Raw genomic sequence first — 19649 nt, 5'->3', positions numbered from 1 at the left:
ATCCGGCACTGTACGCGCCACGCCGGCTTTCGCAAACCAAGACGGAAACCGCGCCGGCAGGCTGGTCTTATACGTTGAAACGGAAGAGCAGCACGTCGCCGTCCTTCACCACATACTCCTTGCCTTCCACGCGCAGCTTGCCCGCATCACGCGCTCCGGCCTCTCCCTTGCCGGCCACGTAATCCTCATAGGCGATGGTTTCAGCCGCGATGAAGCCACGCTCGAAATCGCCATGGATCACACCAGCCGCCCCCGGCGCCTTGGTGCCTTTCACGATTGTCCAGGCCCTGGTTTCCTTCGGACCGACCGTGAAATACGTGATCAGCCCCAGCAGCGCGTATCCGGCGCGGATGATCCGGTCCAACCCGGAATCTTCCAACCCCAGATCCGCCAGGAACCCGGAGCGGTCTTCCTCGGGCAACTGGCTCACCTCGGCCTCGATGGCCGCCGAGATCACCACATGCGCGGCCCCTTCGGCGGCGGCCATTTCCGCCACGCGGGCGGATTGCGCGTTGCCGGTCGCGGCGGCGGCTTCCTCCACGTTGCATACATACAGAACCGGCTTGGACGTCAGCAGGTTCAGGCGCTTCACCGCCTCTTCCTCGCCCTTGGGAATGCCCATCCGCGCGGGCTTGCCCTCTTCCAGCAGCGCGATCAACGGTTCAACCAGCGCCAGTTCGGCGGCGGCCTGCTTGTCGTTACTCTTGGCCTTTTTCTGCAATAGCGGCACACGTTTGGTCAGGCTCTCCAAATCCGCCAGCATCAGTTCGGTCTCCACCGTCTGCGCATCGCGGATCGGATCCACCGAGCCTTCCACATGAGTGATATCGTCGTCCTCGAAGCAGCGCAGCACATGCACGATGGCGTCCACCTCACGGATATTGGCCAGGAACTGGTTGCCCAGCCCCTCACCCTTGGAGGCGCCGCGCACCAGCCCGGCAATATCGACAAATTCCAGGCTGGTCGGCACGATCTTCACGGATTTGCCAATTTCGGCCAGTTTCAGCATCCGCTTGTCCGGCACGGCCACGCGGCCGGTATTCGGTTCGATGGTGCAGAAGGGATAATTCGCCGCTTGAGCCGCCACTGTGGCGGTGAGCGCGTTGAACAGAGTAGATTTGCCGACATTCGGCAGCCCCACGATCCCGCAATTGAACCCCATTATGTCTGCTCCCCGCTCACCCGCGCGATGCGGGTCATGAAATCTTCCGGCTTACCCTCGGCCAGCAAGGCGGCACTGTCCGCCACGGCGTCCAGCAATGGCTCCAGCCAGCCCTTGTCCATCTTGGAAAAATCCCCCAGCACATAGCCGGTCACCCGCGCCTTGTCGCCAGGATGGCCGATGCCAAGCCGCACCCGCCAGTAATCCGGCGTGGAAAGATGCCTGTCCGTGCTGCGCAACCCGTTATGCCCGGCATTGCCGCCGCCTTTTTTCACGCGGACCTTGCCTGGCGCCAGATCAAGCTCGTCATGGAATAAAGTGATGTCCCCTGGAGCGATCTTGTAGAAGCTCGCCGCTTCCTGCACCGCCTCGCCGGACAAATTCATGTAGGTCATCGGTTTCAGCAGCAAAATCTTCCGCGTGCCGATGCGCCCTTCCGAAACCAATCCCTTGAAACGGGCTTTCCAGGCGGAAAAACCATGGCGGGACGCAATCGCGTCCACGGCCATGAAGCCGATATTATGACGTTGCCGCGCCATGCCCGGTTCCGGGTTTCCAAGGCCAACCCAAAGCAGCATGGCGCGGCGCGTTCAGTCTTTACTTCTTGGCGGCAGGTGCTGGAGCTGCTTTCTTGGCCCCCTTCGCGGCGGTGGCGGCAGCGGCGGCGGCGGCCTCGGCGGCGACCTGCTCGGCCGAGACCAGCGGCGGCGCGATGGTCGCGATCACGAAATCGCGGCCGGTGATCACCGGCTTGCAGTGCTCAGCGCCCTTCAGGTCGTGCCAGCGCACATTGTCGTTGATGTCGAGGTCGTTCAGATCGATCTCGAACTTCTCGGGGATATGGTCGGCATCCACCACCACTTCCACCTTGTGGCGCACGACGTTCAGCACACCGCCACGCTTCAGGCCAGGAGAGGTCCCTTCGTTGAGGAAGTGCACGGCAACCGCCACCTTCACCGGCTCACCGGCGACGAGACGCTGGAAATCCACATGCTCGGGCTGATCGGTGACGGGGTGAAAGGACACATCGCGCATCAGCGCGCGGGTCTTGGTCCCAGCCACGTCGATCTCATAGAGGCGCGAGCGCCAGCCGCCGCGCTTCAATTCCCTCATCACGATGCGCGGGTCCAGCGCGATCAGCGCGGGCTCCTGACGGGCACCATAAACCACGGCGGGCACCTTGCCCTCACGCCTCGTCGCCCGCGCCACCCCCTTGCCGGCACGCGAACGAGCAGAGGCCTCAACCAATTCAAATTCGGCCATTTTCAGCTCCATACAAACAACAAAAGCCGGCCTCCAGGGGTGCCGGCGGGCGGGGTTTATCCGGTTTTCACCACTCTTTCAACCGATGCGGCCCAGCGCTAGGCTGCCATGCATGAAGATCGCCCTCTATCAAGGCCCTGGCTGCCTGAACAATGTCCAAGCCGGCTTTGCCCATCTGCACACGCAAGCCAGCAAGGCCAAGGCACAGGGAGCCAACCTGCTGATCCTGCCGGAGATGTATCTCTCCGGCTATAATGTCGGTGCCGAGGCCGCCTTGGCCCAGGCCCTCCCGCAATCCGGCCTGACCGCGGCGCGGGAAACAGCCCGGGCGCTGAACATCGCGCTGGTGTTCGGCTATCCGGAACGGGTGGGCGAAAACGTCGCCAACGCGGCGGTGCTGATCGGCCCGGATGGACAAATTCTGTTGAATTACCGCAAGAGCCATCTGTTCGGCGATCTGGACCGGCGGATGTTCAAACAGACCGGCGCGGATTTCCCGATCGCGGAGCTTGGCGGCGTCAAAATCGGGCTGCTGATCTGCTACGACATCGAATTTCCCGAACCCGCCCGGCGGCTGGCCCTGGCCGGAGCGGACGTCATTCTTGTCCCCACGGCGCAGATGGAACCATATGAGCAGGTGGCGCGGCACGTTATCCCCACCCGGGCTTATGAAAACCAAGTCTATATCGCCTATGCCAACCATTCCGGCGCGGAAAACGGGCTGGGCTATATCGGGCTGTCCAGCATTTGCGGGCCCAACGGCGCGGTGCTGGCCATGGCGGGCACGGACGAGACCATGCTGTTCGCGGATACCGACCCCGCCCACCACGCGGCCGTGCGTCAGGCGGACCCATTCTTCAAAGACCGCCGCCCGGAGCTTTACGGTCCGCTCTCTCACTAATGGCCATCTTCCTGCTCGTCCCCGGCGCCTGGCATGGCGCCTGGTGCTGGAACAACCTGACCCCGCGGCTGGAACAGGCGGGGCATGGCGTGCTGACGCCGGATCTGGCGGATGTCCCGCCCGGCGCCAACCCCTTGCCTCTCTGGGCGCGGCAGGTCGCCACGCTGGCGCGCACAGCCCCGGAACCCGTCATACTGGTTGGCCATAGCCGGGGCGGGCTCGTCATTTCAGAAGCCGCCGCGCTGGCCCCCGGCGCCGTAAGCCAGCTCGTTTATCTTTCCGCCTTTTTGCTCCCCGCCGGACAAAGCATGCAGAGCGCCATCTCCCTGCCCGAGGCCGGAGGTGAACCGGATTATCTCCGCCCCGCGCGCGGACGGCGGCTGGCCGTGGCGGCGGAAGCTGTCATCCCCCGTTTTTATCATCTGGCCGCCCCGGACATGGCGAAAAGCGCCGCAGAGCGCCTGCGCCCGGAACCTTTGGGCAGTTTCACCGCCCCCTCCACCGTCACACCGGAAGGGTTCGGCCAGATTCCCCGCGCCTATATCGAATGCACCCAGGATCGGGTGCTCCCGCTCGCCCTGCAACGGCGGATGCAACAAACATTACCCTGTACCCCGGTCCTCGATTTACCGGCGGACCACTCGCCCTTCCTCTCCATGCCGGAGAAACTGGCGGAGGGACTGCTCAGCCTCAGCCCAATCCAGCAAGGCAAGCCAGCTGATAGGTAATAAAGGCCGAGCCATAAGCCAGGGCCAGCATATAAACAAACACCAGGGCCACCCAGCGCCAGCCGCCCGTCTCCCGCCGGATGGTCGCGAGCGTGGACGCGCATTGCGGAGAAAATACATACCAAGCCAGCAGCGCCAGGGCCGTTGCGATGCTCCAATGCGCCGCCAGCACCCCTCCCAGATGTCCCGGATCATCCGCCGAGGCGGAAATGGAGTAAACGGTGCCAAGCGCCGCCACCGCCACCTCGCGGGCCGCCATGCCGGGGATCAGCGCCACGTTGATCTGCCAGTTGAACCCGATGGGCGCGAAAACCGGCGCCAGGAAATGGCCAATCCAAGCCGCGGCACTGTAATCGATGGCCGGGTGCGTTGCCCCCTTCGGCGGTAGCGGCAAGGAGCAAAGCGCCCAGATGACCACCATCATCGAGAAAATCGTCGTGCCCGCGCGATGCAGGAAAATCTTGCCGCGCTGATACAGCCCAATGGCGATGCTACGCGGGCTGGGCAGCTTGTAATCCGGCAATTGCAACAGGAACGGATCATGCTGCGCCTTGCGCCAAACCAGCCGCTTCATGATGAAGGACACACACAGAGCCGCCACGATGCCCATCGCATAGAGCCCGAACATCACCAGCCCTTGCAGTTGCACGCCCCAGAACACGTCCCTGTTCGGAATGAAGGCGCCGATGATGAGCGTGTAAACCGGAATCCGCGCCGAGCAGGTCATCAGCGGCGCGACCAGGATCGTCGCCAGCCTGTCCCGGCGCCCATCGATCACACGGGTGGCCATGATTCCCGGAATGGCGCAGGCGAAGCTTGAAAGCAGTGGAATGAAGGCGCGGCCATGCAACCCCGCCCCGCCCATGATCCTGTCCATCAGAAAGGCCGCACGGGCCATATAGCCGAAATCTTCCAGAACCAGGATGAAGAAAAACAAAATCAGGATCTGCGGCAGGAACACCACCACCGACCCCACGCCGTTCAACACCCCATCCCGGATGAAGCTCAAAACCGGCCCATCCGGCAGGTAATGCGCGGCCATGACGCCGAGCCAGTCGAACAGGTTGGAAATCGCGTCCATCGGCGCCTGGGCCCAGGTGAACACGGCCTGGAACATCACGAACAGGATGGCGAACAACACCACCAGCCCGGCCACCGGATGCAGCAGCACCGCATCGATCCGCGAGGTCGCCGTATAGGGCTGCACCGGCATCGTCACGCATTGGGCGATCAGCCTGTCGGCCTCGCGTTGCAAATCACGCAAGGCATGCCGGTCCGGGGCCTGCCAATCCGGTATCTTTTCCGGCGCGGGCAGCCCCTGGGCCAAAAGCCCGTCCAAAAACCCAAGCAGCTCCTTGGTCCCGGCCTTGCGCACCGCGACCGACGACACCACGGGCATCCCCAGCGCCGCCGACAGCTTGTCCGTATCGATCAGGATTCCGCGATGCCTGGCAATATCCGCCATGTTCAGCACCAAGGCCATCGGTGTGCCCAGCACCCGCAATTCCAGCGCCAGCCGCAAGGACAAGCGCAGATCCGTTGCATCCGCGACGCAAAGCAGAAATTCCGGGGGCTGTTCGCTGGAAAGCCGGCCCAGCACCACATCGCGGGCAATCACTTCATCGGGGCTGCGCGCCCGCAACGAATAAGTGCCTGGCAGGTCCAGCACCCGCACCGCGCGGCCTTCCGGCGTCACGAAACCGCCCGCCTTGCGTTCCACCGTCACACCCGGATAATTCGCCACATGCTGCCGGCTACCGGTCAGGGCGTTGAACAGCGCCGTCTTGCCGCAATTCGGATTCCCGATCAGCGCGATTTGCGCGGCCTTCCCGCCCGCGGCGGCGACCGTCCGCTCGGGAACCTCGGCACAATGAGCCATCTGGTTTTTAACCGGCTTCCGGCACGACGAAAATGGCCGCCGCTTCCCGGCGGCGCAGGGCAAAAGTGGCGCGGTCATTGATCCGCACGGCGATTGGATCGCGCCGGATCAGTCCCTGATGACGCACCTCGACCTTGGCGCCTTCCACCAAACCCATCTCCAGCAGGCGGCGTTCCAGCTCATCGGCGGGCAGGCCGCCATGGACCCCTTCGGTATCGATGGCCAGGATGATGCCGCAAAAGCCCGGGCTCGCCTCACCCAAAGCAAGACTGGGCGTCTGCGCCCCCGTGGCCTGAAAATTGAACGCGTCCTGACGCAACATCGCGCACCGTCCGTAAAGAAGAGATCGGCTTTGGAAGTTAATGCAAACAAATCTCAATTGCAAGATGATTATGCGAGAACCCGGCGCTGTCATTCTTCCTGAATTTCAATCAAGATTTCAAATAATAATTGAACAGGCCTTTGACTTTCACCATAGTAAGGAGAAACGGAGGAATAAAATGCTCGTAAAAACCATATTGAGGCACAAACCACCTGGTTTCGTATCCGTTCCGTCTGACATGCCCGTCAGCGGCGTCATCAATGTCCTGGCGGAAAAGGGCATCGGCGCCGTGCTGGTGGTCGAAAACGGTGAATTGATCGGGATTTTGAGCGAACGTGACATCGTGCGCAGCCTGTCGGCGCGCGCGGCGGATACCTTGACCATGACCGCCGGGGCGCTGATGACCCGCAACCCCACCACCGGCTCGCCGGAAACCACCGTGGAACAAGCGATGGAGATGATGACGGAGGGGCATTTTCGCCATTTACCCGTTCTGGAGAATGGCCGCCTGACAGGCCTTGTCAGCATCGGGGATGTGGTGAAAGCCCGAATCGACCAGAGCGAGCATGAGGTGGAAACGCTGCGCACCTACGTCACCGGCAAGGTCTAGACCCTCCGGCCAGGCGCGGCTTGTGGGGACCGCAAGGCTGGCCGGTTAATTTGCATCATTGACTTGGCCGCCCGAGCGGCGTTCCCTACGTGAAATTTTCGCCATACACGGGTCAAGATGCATAAATTTCTTATTAAATGCGACGAAGCCCTGGCCGAGATTTCGGCCCAGGGGCGTTATCGCCGGTTCGTGGCGCTGGACAAACTAGCCGACCGTTTCCCTTATTATTCCGTCACCATGGAAGGCAAGACGCGGGATATTCTCGTCTGGTCCACCAATGATTATCTCGCCATGGGCACGGATCCACGCGTGATCGAAGCCTCGGCCGAGGCGGCGCGGCGCTATGGCGCGGGGGCCGGCGGCACACGCAACATCGCTGGTTCGTCGCCTTTGCATGTCGCTCTGGAAGAAGAGCTGGCCGACCTGCACGGCAAGGACACCGCCTTGCTTTTCACCTCCGGCTATGTCTCCAACCAGGCGACACTGACCGCCATCCTCAATTCCCTGCCCGACTGGCATGTGTTCTCGGATGCGCAAAACCATAATTCCATGATCGTCGGCATCAAGGGCGGCAAAACCGCCACGGTGCGCGTCTTCAAGCATAACGACATGGCCGACCTTGAACGCCTGCTGGCCGAGGCCCCCGCCGAAGCACCAAAACTGATTGTGTTCGAGAGCGTCTATTCCATGGATGGCGACATTGCCCCCCTGAAGGCGATTTGCGATCTGGCGGACAAATATAACGCCTTAACCTATCTGGACGAGGTGCATGCCGTGGGCATGTACGGCGAACATGGCGGCGGTGTATCGGAACGAGACGATGTTGCCCGGCGCATCACGATCATCGAGGGCACCCTGGCCAAGGGCTATGGCTGTCATGGCGGCTATATCACCGGCGATTTCAAGGTGCTGGACTATATACGCTCGGTCGCGGCCGGCTTCATCTTCACCACCGCCCTGCCCCCGCCCACCGTGGCGGCCGCTCTCACCTCCATCCGCATCCTGAAGGAGGATAATGAGCGCCGCGCCAGATTGTTCGAGCGCGCGGAAACGCTGAAAGCCAAATTCAAGGCTGCCGGGTTACCGGTGATGGAGAGCAATTCCCACATCGTGCCGCTGATGATCGGTGACGCCGCCAAGGCCACGGATGTTTCCATGCGGCTGATCAGGGAATTCAGCATGTATGCCACGCCAATCAATTATCCCACCGTGGCGCGCGGCACGGAACGTCTGCGCTTCACCCCTGGACCAAAACACACGGATGAGATGATGGACCGTCTCGTCACCGCCCTGCAACATATCCTCCTGCCAGCAACCACACAGGCGGTTTGACGCGCCCCCGCCCTTGCGGCGTTGAACAAAACGATTCCGGAACAGCGTCTTCATGATGCTGTTCCGTTCAGGAACGTTCCAAAAAGTACATGCACTAAACTACTTCCTTTCACCTCCAAAACCTGCAATAAGGTTCATTAAGGGGTCGAAGTCTTGGCCCTGAACGATAAGAAACGACGTTGTTCTGGAGGAACAAGATTATGAAGCTCGCAAACCCCGCCCCTCTCGGGCTATTCGGTTTTGCCCTCACCACGTGGCTGCTCTGCCTGGTCAATGCTGGCTTCCTGCCCGGCACGTCTGTGCCTCTGGTGCTGGCCATGGCCATCGCTTTTGGCGGCACCGCGCAATTCTGCGCCGGCCTGATGGAGATGGTCAAAGGCAATACCTTCGGCTTTGTCGCCTTCTGCTCATACGGCGCCTTCTGGTGGAGCTTCGCGCTATTTGTCGAATTCTTCGCCAAGGATGTGCCCGGGGCCGCCGTCGGCTGGTATCTCCTGGCCTGGGGCGCCTTCACCTTCGCCATGTGGATCGGCACATTCGCCCTCAACCGCACCTTGTTCCTCATTTTCCTGGCGCTGTGGGTTACCTTCGCCCTGCTTGGTTTCGCCGATCTGCTCGGCATTCCCTCGCTCGGCACGCTGGGCGGCTATGGCGGGCTCATCACCGCGCTGCTGGCCTTCTATCTCGGCGCGGCGGAACTCATCAATGAGGCACATGGCCACACCGTTCTGCCCATTGGCGCGCCCGGCGCCCGGCTCGCCCCGGCACCGGCCGAATAACCGCCTCAGTTTCCTTCACAAATCGACCCAGGCAATTCGTTTGCCTGGGTTTTTTTGTTGTATCCCGTGTCTGACGGCCCATCGTTAGGGAGTTGTTATGAAGTCTCGGGAATATTTCACTCGAATGAATTTCACACCAGCGGAGGCGCCGACTTGAAAAATAGTCTAGGTTGACAAAGGTCAATGAGACTTTTCGTATAATCGGATCATGATTGAGGGGACTATAATCAAAGGAGTCTGACTATCATGACCGAAAAAACTTCGTCTGATCCCATGGGGCTGCTGTCCCTTTCCCAGGACTGGATCGCCTCTCAACAGAAATTCATGCCATCCGGCCGAATTCTCAACCAGTTGGCCGAAACCGTCCGCACCATCACCCAAGCGCAAATCACCTACAGCCAGACCGTGATGCGCGCCAACGCCGCCCTGCTTGCCGCCATGATGGAAGCGCCAGGGCACAGCCATAAAAAGGAAGATGCCGCCGTGACCGAACGCCCCAGCAAAACCGCCCACCGACCCGATACATCCGCTCCATGACCGACCCCACCTTGCCGGGAAGCCTTGCTGGCAAGCGCGGGCTCGTTCTTGGTATCGCCAACCAGCATAGCATCGCGGCTGGTTGCGCAAGATCCTTCGCAGATGCTGGCGCCGTGTTGGCCGCCACCTATCTGAATGAAAAAGCCAAGCCTTATGTCTCGGCGGTGACGGAGCATTTACCGTGCGAGAGTCTCATGCCCTGCGATGTGCAAAAGCCGGGTGAGTTGGAGGCCGTGTTCGACGATCTCGCCAAACGCTGGGGAAAGCTTGATTTTGTCTTGCATTCCATCGCCTTCGCACCCGCGGCCGACCTGCATGGCCGAGTGGTGGATTGTTCCGCCGCCGGTTTCGCGACAGCCATGGATGTTTCCTGTCATTCCTTTCTGCGCGCGGCCAAGCTGGCGGAACCCTTGATGCAGGATGGCGGCTCCCTGCTTGCCGTCACCTATCTGGGCTCCGAACGCGTTATCTCGCATTACGGTCTCATGGGCCCGGTCAAGGCCGCGCTGGAAAGCTCCGTGCGCTATGCCGCCGCCGAACTTGGCCCCAAGAACATCAGGGTGAACGCGATCTCACCCGGCCCCATCGCCACCCGTGCCGCAGGTGGCATCGACCATTTCTCCGACCTGCTGGAAACCGCCGCGCACAAGGCTCCCGAGGGCCGCTTGGCGACAATTGCGGATTGCGGAGCCATGGCGGCCTTTCTGGTCAGCGACGCGGCCCGTATGCTGACCGGCACCATAACCCCCATCGATGGCGGAGAACATCTGCTTGGTTGACAATTGGAGTGTCCCGGATGCCGGATAAGGACGAAACCTGTAACGATCTCGACCGGGCGATGCATGCCGCCCAAGCCCGCCTGACAGGCGGCATGTCGATGACCGCGCTCGCCCTGGCCTGGACCGACTGGGCATTGCACATGGCCGACCAGCCGGGCCGGCAAATGCAACTGGCCCGGCAAGCCGTCTCTGATTGGACCTCCCTGACCCGGCAAGCCTTGGGGCTGGAGTTCAGCCCCCTGGAGCCTGAGCCGCAGGATCATCGCTTCCGCGATCAAGGCTGGCAACACGGTCCCGCCGCCCTGGCCGCGCAGAGCTTTCTGCGTACCGAACGCTTCTGGGATCAGGCGACCAAGAACATCCCCGGCGTCTCGCTCGAAAATGAGCGGATCGTGAATTTCGCCGCCCGCCAGATTCTGGATGTCATCGCGCCCACCAATTTCCCATGCTGCAATCCCGAGGTGCTGACCAAGGCGCAAGCCACCTCAGGTGAAAGCCTGCGCCAGGGCGCGAAAAACCTCGTCGCCGATCTGCGCAGCGTCGGCAACACCAAGGTTCAACCCTTGCCGATGAAACCTGGCAAGGATGTCGCCATCACCCCCGGCCAGGTGGTGTTCCGCAACGATCTTCTGGAATTGATCCAATATTCACCAGAGACCGACACCGTCCGGCCCGAGCCCGTCCTCATCGTGCCCGCCTGGATCATGAAATATTATATCCTCGATCTGTCACCGCGGAACTCGATGGTGAAATATCTCGTGTCCCAGGGCTTCACCGTCTTCTGCATCTCCTGGCGCAATCCCGATGCTTCGATGCGCGATGTCTCATTGGACGATTACCGGGGCCTTGGCACCATGGCGGCCCTGGATGCCATCAGCGCCATCTGCGGCAAGGAAACGAAAATCCATGCCACCGGCTATTGCCTGGGTGGCACGCTACTCGCCATCACCGCCGCCGCCATGGCCCGCGATCATGATGAGCGTCTCGCCAGTATCACCTTGCTCGCGGCCCAGACGGATTTCACCGAAGCTGGAGAGTTGCAACTTTTCATCAATGATTCGCAGCTGCATTTTCTCGACGACGCGATGTGGTCGCAAGGCTACCTGGATTCCAAGCAAATGGCGGGCGCCTTTGAAATGCTGCGCGCCAACGACCTCGTCTGGTCGCAAATGATCCGGCGCTATTATCTGGGTGAACAGGACCACCCGAATGACCTGATGTCCTGGAACATGGACGCAACCCGCATGCCCTATCGCATGCATTCCGACTATCTGCGCAAATTATTCCTGAACAACGATCTCGCGGAAGGCCGGTTGGAAGCTGGCAACCGCAAAATCTCCCTGGCCGACATTCATCTGCCCTTTTTCGTCATTGGCACGGAAACCGACCATATTGCCCCCTGGCGTTCGGTCTATAAATTGCAGCAACTCAATAGCAGCGATTTTACCTTCGTGCTGACATCCGGCGGGCATAATGCCGGCGTGGTGAGTGAGCCAGGCCATCCACACCGGCATTTTTGCAAGCTGGAACGCAAATCCGGCGATCTGTTCATTCCGCCGGATGAATGGCAGACCCTTGCCACCTGTGAGGAAGGGTCCTGGTGGCCAGACTGGGCGGGATGGCTCTCCAAACATTCCGGCAAACCCGTTAACCCACCACAAACCGGCGCGCCGAAAGCCGGTTACCCTGTTCTTGAACCCGCACCCGGACAATATATATTCCAGCGCTGAAGGATCGGAGCCATGGACATGCAAATCGAGATTCTGGAGAACCGCGTGTTCTCCGAGATCGCCATTGGCGATTCCGCGAGCATCACCAAAACCATCACCAATGACGACATCGCACTCTTTTCCATCGTCTCCGGCGATGTGAATCCCGCTCATCTGGACAAGGACTATGCCGCGACGGATCTGTTCCATCACGTCATTGCCCAGGGCGTTCTCACCGCCGGACTCATCTCCGCCGTCCTAGGGACGAAACTGCCTGGCCCCGGCACGATTTATCTGGGGCAGGAGTTGAAATTCCGCGCCCCCGTCAGCCCGGGTGACACCATCACGGCAAAAGTCACCGTCGCGGAACTGATCCCTGAAAAAAACCGGGTTGTGCTCGATTGTCATTGCTTCAATCAGGACGACAAGGATGTGCTGAGCGGCATTGCCACGGTACAGGCCCCGACCGAAAAAGTCAGCCGTCCCGCCGTCACCCTGCCAGAAGTACGATTGCTGCGGCATGAATTTCTACGCAACCTGCTCGCCAAGGCTTCCGCGGGTGACCCCTTGCCAACCGCCATTGCCTACCCTTGCGATGAAGTCTCCCTGCTGGCGGCGACAGAGGCCGCCTCCCGTGGTTTGATCGCCCCCATTCTTGTCGGGCCTGAAAAACTGATCCGCGACACCGCCGCGCAGCACAAGCTCGATATCACGGGCTTGCGTATCGAAGAGGCCCAAACCACGGCCGAGGCCGCCAAGCGCGCCGTTGCCCTGGTCCGGGAAGGTGCCGCCAAGGCGCTGATGAAAGGGGCTTTGCACACGGATGTGCTGCTTCACGAGGTCGTTCAGGAAAAAACCGGCCTACGCACAGGGCGCCGGCTCAGCCATGTTTTCGTGATGGATGTTCCATCTTACCCCAAGCCGCTGCTCATCACGGATGCCGCCATTAACATCTGCCCGACCCTCGAAGAAAAATTCAGCATCGTGCAGAACGCCATCAACCTCGCTCAATCCCTTGGCATCGAAACGCCCCATGTGGCGATTCTTGCCGCTGTCGAGACGGTGAACCCCGCCATGCAGGCCACGCTGGACGCCGCCGCCCTCTGCAAGATGGCAGATCGCGGGCAGATCACGGGAGCAATTCTCGATGGCCCCCTGGCGTTTGACAATGCCATCAGCGCCGAGGCCGCGGCCCAGAAACATATCGTCTCCCCAGTTGCCGGGCAGGCCGATATTCTGGTGGTTCCGGACATCGAATCCGGCAATATGCTGGCCAAGCAACTCACGTTCCTCGCCAATGCGGATGCGGCGGGCATCGTGCTCGGCGCGTCGGTACCGATCATTCTCACAAGCCGCGCGGATAATGACGGGGCGCGCCTGGCCTCCTGCGCAATCGCCGTGATGATGGCTCACGCCCATGGCTGATGCAATTCTCACCATTAATGCCGGGTCTTCCAGCATCAAGTTCGCGCTTTACGAACTGAAGGAAACTCTTGTCCGGACCGCCGTCGGGCTGGCTGAAAATATCGGGCAGGCCCCCCATTTGCTGATCAAGACCGGCAAGGATGTGGCGCTTGAAAAACGCTGGCCAGACCATGCCCCCCTGAATCACGAAGACCTGCTCGAAGAGGTTCTGAATTGGGTGGAAACCCATCTTGGCGACGATCAACTGGTCGCCGCGGGGCATCGCATCGTGCATGGCGGCAAAACCTTTCTTGGTCCCACCTTGCTGACTCCCGCCCATCTCGTGGATCTGGCGCGGCTCAACCAACTTGCTCCCTTGCATGAGCCGCATAACACCGCCGCTGTGCAGGCCTTGTTCAAGCTCCGCCCCGAGCTTCCACAAGTCGGCTGCTTCGACACATCTTTTCATCATACGATGCCAGAGCTCGCGACAAGGCTCGCACTCCCGCGTAAATATTATGACGAGGGTGTCCGAAGATACGGCTTCCATGGTCTGTCCTATGAATATATCACCTCCCGTTTGCCGGAGGTTGCTCCCCATCTCTCCAAAAGCCGCATCATCGTCGCGCATCTTGGCAACGGCGCCAGCATGTGTGCCATCAAGGACGGAAAATCCGTGGATTCCACCATGGGTTTCACCGCGCTGGACGGGCTGGTGATGGGAACGCGCTGCGGTGCCATCGGTGCTGGTGTACTGATCTACCTCATGCAGAGTGACGGCATGAACGCGGATGATCTGACGGATCTTCTTTACAAGAAATCAGGTCTTCTCGGCGTCTCCGGAATCTCTTCGGATGTCCGCACATTGCTGGCCAGCCCGAAACCGGAAGCCAAGGAAGCGCTGGATCTTTTCGCTTTCCAGGCCGCGCGTCAGGCAGCGGGGCTCATTGCCTCCCTTGGTGGACTGGACGGCATGATCTTCACCGCCGGCATTGGCGAACATTCTCCAGAAATCCGTGCCGCGATCTGCGAACGCCTAGCCTGGGCCGGAATTCAGCTCTCATCGGAAGCCAATGCGGCAAACGAACCCGCCATCAGCACTTGTGAAAGCAAAGTGGAAGTCCATGTCATCCCCACGGATGAAGAATTGATGATCGCCACTCATACGAAACATTTAATCAATAAATAGAAAACCCGGCGCAATCCAAAAAATCTCTATTTCATAAATAGCCTTCGATATTCAGGTGATCTTAAAAAATCACCTGAATAAACTTCATTCATTTGATTGAATAACCCTTAGGCTCGCGACAGCACCAGCTTTAACCCAAACAGAATAAAAATACTGCCGGCCAGGCGATCCAATCCGCCGACAATATATGGCTGGCGCAAAATATGCCTCAATGGAGATATGGCGGAAATCAGAATCGTGAACCAAAGCAACGTCAATATGGCATGGATCAACGCCAAAGTGAAAATATCCATCGCCGCATATGCTTGGTCCGGCACGAATTGCGGCAGAAAAGTCAGGTAGAACACGCCAATTTTCGGATTCAGAAGGTTGGTGAACAACCCTCTGCGCAAAGCCAGAAGATTGGTGTCTCGCCGCATTGTTTCATGCTCTTGTTCCAGTCCCTTCCGGGGGTTGCTGATCAAGGACCATCCCATCCAAAGCAGATAAACCGCTCCGGCATATTTCACCATCATGTAAGCAAGAGGCGCTGTCTTCAGAATTGCGCCAATTCCCAGCGCCACGGCCGTTCCCCAAGCTAGGCAGCCAATGCATATTCCCATCGCCACGTGCCATGCGGGCCGCTTATCGGCGGATGCACAAGCCCGCAGCACCATGGCCGTATCCACGCCCGGCGTCACCGTCAAAAGTGCCGCCGTGGCAATAAAGGCCAGCAATATTGGCGGGCTGAAGGAAATCAGGGTTTCACCACCACGGCAACAACGATGATGATAAACAAAATCGTCGGCACTTCATTGGCAATCCGGTAAAATTTTTCCGGCCTTTTATTCGCGTCGTTCAGAAAATCCTTCCGCCAGCGCGAGCATGCACCATGAAACCCGAACATCAGCACCAAAGCCACGATTTTAACCCACCACCAATCCGCATGCCAATTCACGGCACCTGGCGTAAAAACCAGAAGCAAACCAAAAATGACCGTGCTGATCATCGCCGGGTTGATGATCTGTTTCAGCAAACGCCGCTCCATCACCTTGAAGCGTTCCGATTCAGCCGATCCAGCTATTGTCTGGCAATGATACACATATAATCTGGGCAGATAGAACATCCCCGCCATCCAGGCGGTGAAGCTCATGATGTGCAGTGCTAAAAACCATCTGAAATACGGCAAAAGCTCAGGAAATGTCATGTCAAAACCTCAAAGATTTCATCCAATGAGCTGAAAACCGCCCTGGCTCCCTCGGCTAGGAGAGCCGCGCCGTCTCCATGCGGGTCGAACCCATAGCAAGTCATCCCCGCCGCCACGGCGCCTCGCGTGCCAAGCTTGCTGTCTTCCAAAACGATGCAGCGCGCCGGTGGAATGTTCGCATCGGCGGCGGCGGCCAGGAATACATCCGGCGCTGGTTTTGCCTTGCCGCCGCGCGCAATGACACTGCCCGCGGAAATGCAACGCCCCGCCGTCAAATCAGAAAGCCCGGTCCTGGCGAATTTTACCCGCATCTCCTCATCGGAAGAGTTGGACGCCACACGCCAATCAAACCCCATTTCCGTTACCCGTTTCAGCATTTCATCCGCACGGGGGATCAACACGGCTTCCTCCGCCAAGGCCGCGACCAATTTCTCCGCCAGATCCTGGCGCCAGGCAGAGGATAATTTTCTTCCAACCCTTTCCTCGATCATCGGCTGCATATCGCCAATATTCATACCGATAAAACGCGCCATCGCCTCATCGGCGTCCATTTTCCAGCCCAGCGCCGTCACTTCCCGCGCCACCAGACGAGATGCAACCCCCTCACTATCGATCAAAACACCGTCGCAATCAAAAATAATCAAATCGGGGCGCAACATTCTTCTCCTGGTCTGTGCTTCACCATTCAAACCATCCCCGCGCCGGGACAATCCTTATGTTTCTTCGCGCAGGCGGTTCCCCCCTGGTACAATCCGGGCACCTGTGCCCGGCGCACCAGCCCCGCCACGGCCCGGATAAAATCGGGATCGTCATTGGCCACGCGCGCGCGCACATAAACCGGCACACCCGCCTGCTCGGCCAAATGCCGGTTTTCAATGTCCAACTCCACCAACGTTTCGATATGGTCGGAGACAAACGCAATCGGCACGACAACCACGCCCACACCATCCCGCCCAGCCTGGGCAATCGCTTCGACGGTGCTGGGTTCCAGCCATTTTTGTGGCGTCGCGCGGGACTGATAACAGACCAGCGCCTCAACCTTGGTATCGGCCAGATGTGCCATTACCGCCGCACTGCTGGCCTCCACCTGCGCCTGATAAGGATCCCCCGCCTTCACGATGCTCTCCGGCAAGCCATGGGCGGAGAACAACACACGTAAAGGCAATCCAGGTTTTTGCGCCATCGCATCCTCGATCGCCTCACGCACCAGCGCGGCTGTCGCGGCGATATAGGCGGGGTCATCATACCAGCAACATAGGCTGGTGACCGGCACCGCCAATCCGGCGGCCGCAGCGGCCTCACGCCAATCGCTCAGCGAGGAGCCCGTGGTGGTGGAAGAAAATTGCGGATAAAGCGGCAGCAACAAAATCCGGTCCGGCGCCCATTGCTTCACCTCCTTCACGGTTTGCGCCGCAAACGGGTGCCAATAGCGCATGGCGATGAAACAGCGATAATCCAGCCCCAGCACCGTCTCCAACGCGCGGGCTTGTTTTTCCGTCAATTCCAGCAACGGGGATTTTCCACCCATGAGCTGGTAATTTTCATAGGCCGCCTTGGCTGAGGAATTCGCGATCAACCTTGAAAGCCAAACCCTGATGAACCAGGGGGCTCGAATGATCGCCTTGTCGGAAAACAAATTGACGCGAAAGGGTTTAATGGCGTGCGGACCATCCGGACCACCAAGATTGAACAGGACGATCGCCGTCCTCATCCGCCTTGCCTCACCAGCTCCACCAGGCGCGCAACATGCGCCTCCGGCACATCCGGCGTGATGCCATGCCCCAGGTTGAAGATATGAGGATACCCCCGCACATCCGCCAGCAGGGCCTCTACGGCCTCTTCCATCGCCTTGCCGCCCAGTTTCAGCAGCAACGGGTCCAGATTACCCTGAAACACCGTCCCCGCCGGGCAGGCGGCCCTGGCGGCCTTAATATCGGTCACACTATCCAACCCAATGGCATCCACACCGGCATCCCTGGCATATTCACCCAGCATCAGCCCGGCCAGGCGTGGAAAGCCAATAATTTTCAGCCCTTCATGGCGTTTTTTCAGCGCTTTACAGATACGCCGGTTGGGTTCGATCACAAATGCCCGAAACTGCCCTGGCGGAAAAATCCCCGCCCAGCTTTCGAACAGCATCACACAATCCGCCCCGGCCTTCACCTGGGCCGAGAGATATTCAATTGTCGTCTCGGTCAGGATGTTCAAAACCTGCTTCACGAACTCTGGCCGTTCATAAGCCAGACGCCGTGTGCGAGGAAACCCACCCCCCTGACCATCCAGCATATAGCAGGCCACCGTGGTGGGCCCACCGGCAAAACCGATCAAAGCGGTATCTTTGGGCAAGGATCCCCGCAACCGGCTCACCGTTTCAATCACCGGAGCATAAATTCCCGGCGCGTTGTCGGGTTTCAGTCCAGCGAGACTTTCCAAAGGCGGCATCCGGGGCCCTTCCCCCTCGGCGAAACGTAGCCCCTGCCCCAACGCCATCGGTAAAATCAGGATGTCGGAAAATAAAATCGCGGCATCGAACCCGAATTTACGGATGGGCTGCAATGTCACGTCCTCGGCCAGGGCGGGATTCAGGCAAAGGGAGAGAAAATCCCCGGCCTTGGCTCGCGTGGCCCGATATTCCGGCAGATAGCGCCCCGCCTGACGCATTAGCCAGAGAGGAGGCGGCCAGACATCTTTCCCGTTCAGGGCGTTGAGGAAATTCATGTCCACCGCCTAAACCCAATCCTTTCTTTTTTAAAGGTAGAGTAGGTGAGATGGTACCCTGTGGAAAACGTGAGTTAAATATCATCATCCTTGAATCCACAAACTTATCCACAGCAAGAAACCAGCGCTAAAGCTCTGTTTTTTGAATATCCACCCAAGTTACCCACAGTCTGCACAGGGAACTGTCCCATTTCATCCACTGTGCGCGGTTTTCCCGCTTTATCCCCGTCATTCGAAAATTATGGCGCGCCAAATGGAGTTATCCACGCTATGAACAAGATTATGGACAGCGATAAGCTCGATATACATCTGATATCCGACGCCACTGGGGATACTTTGACCTCACTGGCCCGTGCCGCGGTGGCGCAGTTCGATGAAGCGCAGGTTTCTTACCATCGCTGGTCGCTCATCCGGTCGCGTTTGCAACTTCACCGTGTTCTTGAAGGCATTGAGGCTGAGCCAGGTCCGGTGCTTTGCTCGCTTGTGGACGATGCCTTGCGCCATGAGTTGGATGCCGCTTGCGCGCGGCTTGGTGTCCCGCTTCTGCATGTGCTGGATCCGGTTCTGGAAATGCTGCAATCGCATTTCGGAGCCCCCGCCAAGCACAGGCCCGGCCGGCAATATGTTCTGGATGCCGATTATTTCCGCCGGATCGATGCAATGCATTTCGTCATCTCCCATGATGACGGTCAGGCCAATCGCGGCATTGGCGATGCGGATGTGGTGCTGGTGGGCGTTTCCCGTTCCTCCAAAACCCCAACCTGTTTCTATCTCGCCAATCGGGGGATCAAGGCCTTGAATGTACCCTTGGTGCCGAACACACCGCTTCCGCAAGAGTTGGAAAATGCGCCCTGTCCTGTCATCGGTCTGACCATCGATCCGAAATCCCTCATCGATATACGCCGCCACCGGTTGAAGCTGATCGGTTCCAATGAATTGTTCGGCCGGGCGGACAGTTCCGATTATGTGGATCATGAGGCCGTGGAGAAGGAACTCATTTGGGCGCGGCGCTTATGCAATGAACGCGACTGGCCGACCATCGACGTCACCCGCCGCTCGATCGAGGAAACATCTGCGACTGTTTTGAAACTTATGGATAATTGGCACATCAAGCGTGCCGCCGCGCAATCATCCTAATCCGGAAAACCCAC

The 19649-nt window shown here is 59.4% G+C and carries 21 protein-coding genes; 11 read left to right on the top strand and 10 right to left on the bottom strand.

Features of this window, described 5'->3' with window-relative positions; genetic code table 11:
- Window positions 1-67 precede the first annotated feature (67 nt).
- Genes ychF through AB7D48_RS09715 form a run of 3 tightly spaced genes read right to left on the bottom strand, consistent with a single transcriptional unit; the run spans window position 68 to window position 2425 of the window.
- The gene (gene ychF, locus AB7D48_RS09725) at window positions 68-1162 is read right to left on the bottom strand and encodes a redox-regulated ATPase YchF (protein ID WP_427978265.1); all 1095 of its coding nucleotides are present in this window, start codon (window positions 1160-1162) and stop codon (window positions 68-70) included.
- A complete protein-coding gene (gene pth / locus AB7D48_RS09720; protein WP_427978262.1) occupies window positions 1162-1740 on the bottom strand; it encodes an aminoacyl-tRNA hydrolase in 579 nt (192 codons plus the stop codon). The genes ychF and pth overlap by 1 nt, the downstream gene beginning before the upstream one ends.
- A 19-nt stretch (window positions 1741-1759) precedes the next feature.
- Window positions 1760-2425: a 50S ribosomal protein L25/general stress protein Ctc gene (locus tag AB7D48_RS09715; RefSeq protein ID WP_427978259.1), complete on the bottom strand. Its 666-nt coding sequence runs from the start codon at window positions 2423-2425 to the stop codon at window positions 1760-1762.
- A 112-nt stretch (window positions 2426-2537) separates the two neighbouring features.
- Here AB7D48_RS09715 and AB7D48_RS09710 point away from each other — a divergent pair, with 112 nt between their 5' ends.
- Together AB7D48_RS09710 and AB7D48_RS09705 are read left to right on the top strand one after the other, a co-directional pair.
- Window positions 2538-3326: a carbon-nitrogen hydrolase family protein gene (locus AB7D48_RS09710; RefSeq protein WP_427978257.1), complete on the top strand. Its 789-nt coding sequence runs from the start codon at window positions 2538-2540 to the stop codon at window positions 3324-3326.
- Window positions 3326-4054, top strand: a complete 729-nt coding sequence (locus tag AB7D48_RS09705) for an alpha/beta fold hydrolase (RefSeq protein WP_427978255.1) — start codon at window positions 3326-3328, stop codon at window positions 4052-4054. The genes AB7D48_RS09710 and AB7D48_RS09705 overlap by 1 nt, the downstream gene beginning before the upstream one ends.
- Here AB7D48_RS09705 and feoB read toward each other — a convergent pair.
- Entirely contained in the window at window positions 4017-5933 is a 1917-nt protein-coding gene (feoB, locus tag AB7D48_RS09700; RefSeq protein WP_427978253.1) for a ferrous iron transporter B, read from the bottom strand. The genes AB7D48_RS09705 and feoB overlap by 38 nt on opposite strands.
- Before the next feature lie 7 nt (window positions 5934-5940).
- Window positions 5941-6255, bottom strand: coding sequence for a FeoA family protein (locus AB7D48_RS09695; protein WP_427978250.1), 315 nt, complete (start codon window positions 6253-6255; stop codon window positions 5941-5943).
- 178 nt (window positions 6256-6433) lie between these two features.
- On the opposite strand from AB7D48_RS09695, the gene AB7D48_RS09690 reads away from it, so the two are divergent.
- The 8 genes from AB7D48_RS09690 (at window position 6434) to AB7D48_RS09655 (ending at window position 14594) form a co-directional block, all read left to right on the top strand.
- On the top strand, window positions 6434-6865 hold the full coding sequence (locus AB7D48_RS09690) for a CBS domain-containing protein (protein ID WP_427978248.1): 432 nt from the start codon (window positions 6434-6436) through the stop codon (window positions 6863-6865).
- 117 nt (window positions 6866-6982) lie between these two features.
- Window positions 6983-8197, top strand: a complete 1215-nt coding sequence (gene hemA / locus AB7D48_RS09685) for a 5-aminolevulinate synthase (protein ID WP_427978245.1) — start codon at window positions 6983-6985, stop codon at window positions 8195-8197.
- 200 nt (window positions 8198-8397) lie between these two features.
- Window positions 8398-8976, top strand: coding sequence for an acetate uptake transporter (locus tag AB7D48_RS09680; RefSeq protein WP_427978243.1), 579 nt, complete (start codon window positions 8398-8400; stop codon window positions 8974-8976).
- A 246-nt stretch (window positions 8977-9222) separates the two neighbouring features.
- Window positions 9223-9513 (top strand): hypothetical protein, encoded by a 291-nt coding sequence (locus AB7D48_RS09675; RefSeq protein ID WP_427978240.1) that lies wholly within the window; start codon window positions 9223-9225, stop codon window positions 9511-9513.
- Window positions 9510-10292 carry an enoyl-ACP reductase FabI gene (fabI, locus tag AB7D48_RS09670; protein WP_427978238.1) on the top strand — a complete coding sequence of 261 codons (783 nt, stop codon included), beginning with the start codon at window positions 9510-9512 and terminating at the stop codon, window positions 10290-10292. Before AB7D48_RS09675 ends, fabI begins: the two co-directional genes overlap by 4 nt.
- 17 nt (window positions 10293-10309) lie before the next feature.
- A complete protein-coding gene (locus AB7D48_RS09665) occupies window positions 10310-12022 on the top strand; it encodes a PHA/PHB synthase family protein (protein ID WP_427978236.1) in 1713 nt (570 codons plus the stop codon).
- A gap of 12 nt (window positions 12023-12034) precedes the next feature.
- On the top strand, window positions 12035-13426 hold the full coding sequence (locus tag AB7D48_RS09660) for a bifunctional enoyl-CoA hydratase/phosphate acetyltransferase (RefSeq protein ID WP_427978234.1): 1392 nt from the start codon (window positions 12035-12037) through the stop codon (window positions 13424-13426).
- Window positions 13419-14594: an acetate/propionate family kinase gene (locus tag AB7D48_RS09655; RefSeq protein ID WP_427978233.1), complete on the top strand. Its 1176-nt coding sequence runs from the start codon at window positions 13419-13421 to the stop codon at window positions 14592-14594. Before AB7D48_RS09660 ends, AB7D48_RS09655 begins: the two co-directional genes overlap by 8 nt.
- A 107-nt stretch (window positions 14595-14701) precedes the next feature.
- Here AB7D48_RS09655 and AB7D48_RS09650 read toward each other — a convergent pair whose 3' ends face one another.
- The 5 genes from AB7D48_RS09650 to hemE are packed head-to-tail and all read right to left on the bottom strand — an operon-like array spanning window position 14702 to window position 18498.
- Window positions 14702-15310, bottom strand: coding sequence for a LysE family translocator (locus AB7D48_RS09650; RefSeq protein ID WP_427978231.1), 609 nt, complete (start codon window positions 15308-15310; stop codon window positions 14702-14704).
- A 20-nt stretch (window positions 15311-15330) separates the two neighbouring features.
- Window positions 15331-15780: a protoporphyrinogen oxidase HemJ gene (gene hemJ / locus AB7D48_RS09645; protein WP_427978229.1), complete on the bottom strand. Its 450-nt coding sequence runs from the start codon at window positions 15778-15780 to the stop codon at window positions 15331-15333.
- Window positions 15777-16439, bottom strand: coding sequence for an HAD family hydrolase (locus tag AB7D48_RS09640; protein WP_427978227.1), 663 nt, complete (start codon window positions 16437-16439; stop codon window positions 15777-15779). The genes hemJ and AB7D48_RS09640 overlap by 4 nt, the downstream gene beginning before the upstream one ends.
- 26 nt (window positions 16440-16465) lie before the next feature.
- Window positions 16466-17491 (bottom strand): ferrochelatase, encoded by a 1026-nt coding sequence (hemH, locus tag AB7D48_RS09635; protein ID WP_427978225.1) that lies wholly within the window; start codon window positions 17489-17491, stop codon window positions 16466-16468.
- Window positions 17488-18498: a uroporphyrinogen decarboxylase gene (hemE, locus tag AB7D48_RS09630; RefSeq protein WP_427978223.1), complete on the bottom strand. Its 1011-nt coding sequence runs from the start codon at window positions 18496-18498 to the stop codon at window positions 17488-17490. The genes hemH and hemE overlap by 4 nt, the downstream gene beginning before the upstream one ends.
- Window positions 18499-18768: 270 nt before the next feature.
- Between hemE and AB7D48_RS09625 the strand changes: the two genes are divergently transcribed.
- Window positions 18769-19635 (top strand): pyruvate, water dikinase regulatory protein, encoded by an 867-nt coding sequence (locus AB7D48_RS09625; protein ID WP_427978221.1) that lies wholly within the window; start codon window positions 18769-18771, stop codon window positions 19633-19635.
- Window positions 19636-19649 lie beyond the last annotated feature (14 nt).

Source organism: Acidocella sp., assembly GCF_050253495.1.
In the GTDB taxonomy this organism is placed as follows: Bacteria; Pseudomonadota; Alphaproteobacteria; order Acetobacterales; family Acetobacteraceae; genus Acidocella.
The sequence above is the reverse complement of the archived record's forward strand: the minus strand, read 5'-3'. Positions and strand labels throughout refer to the sequence as shown.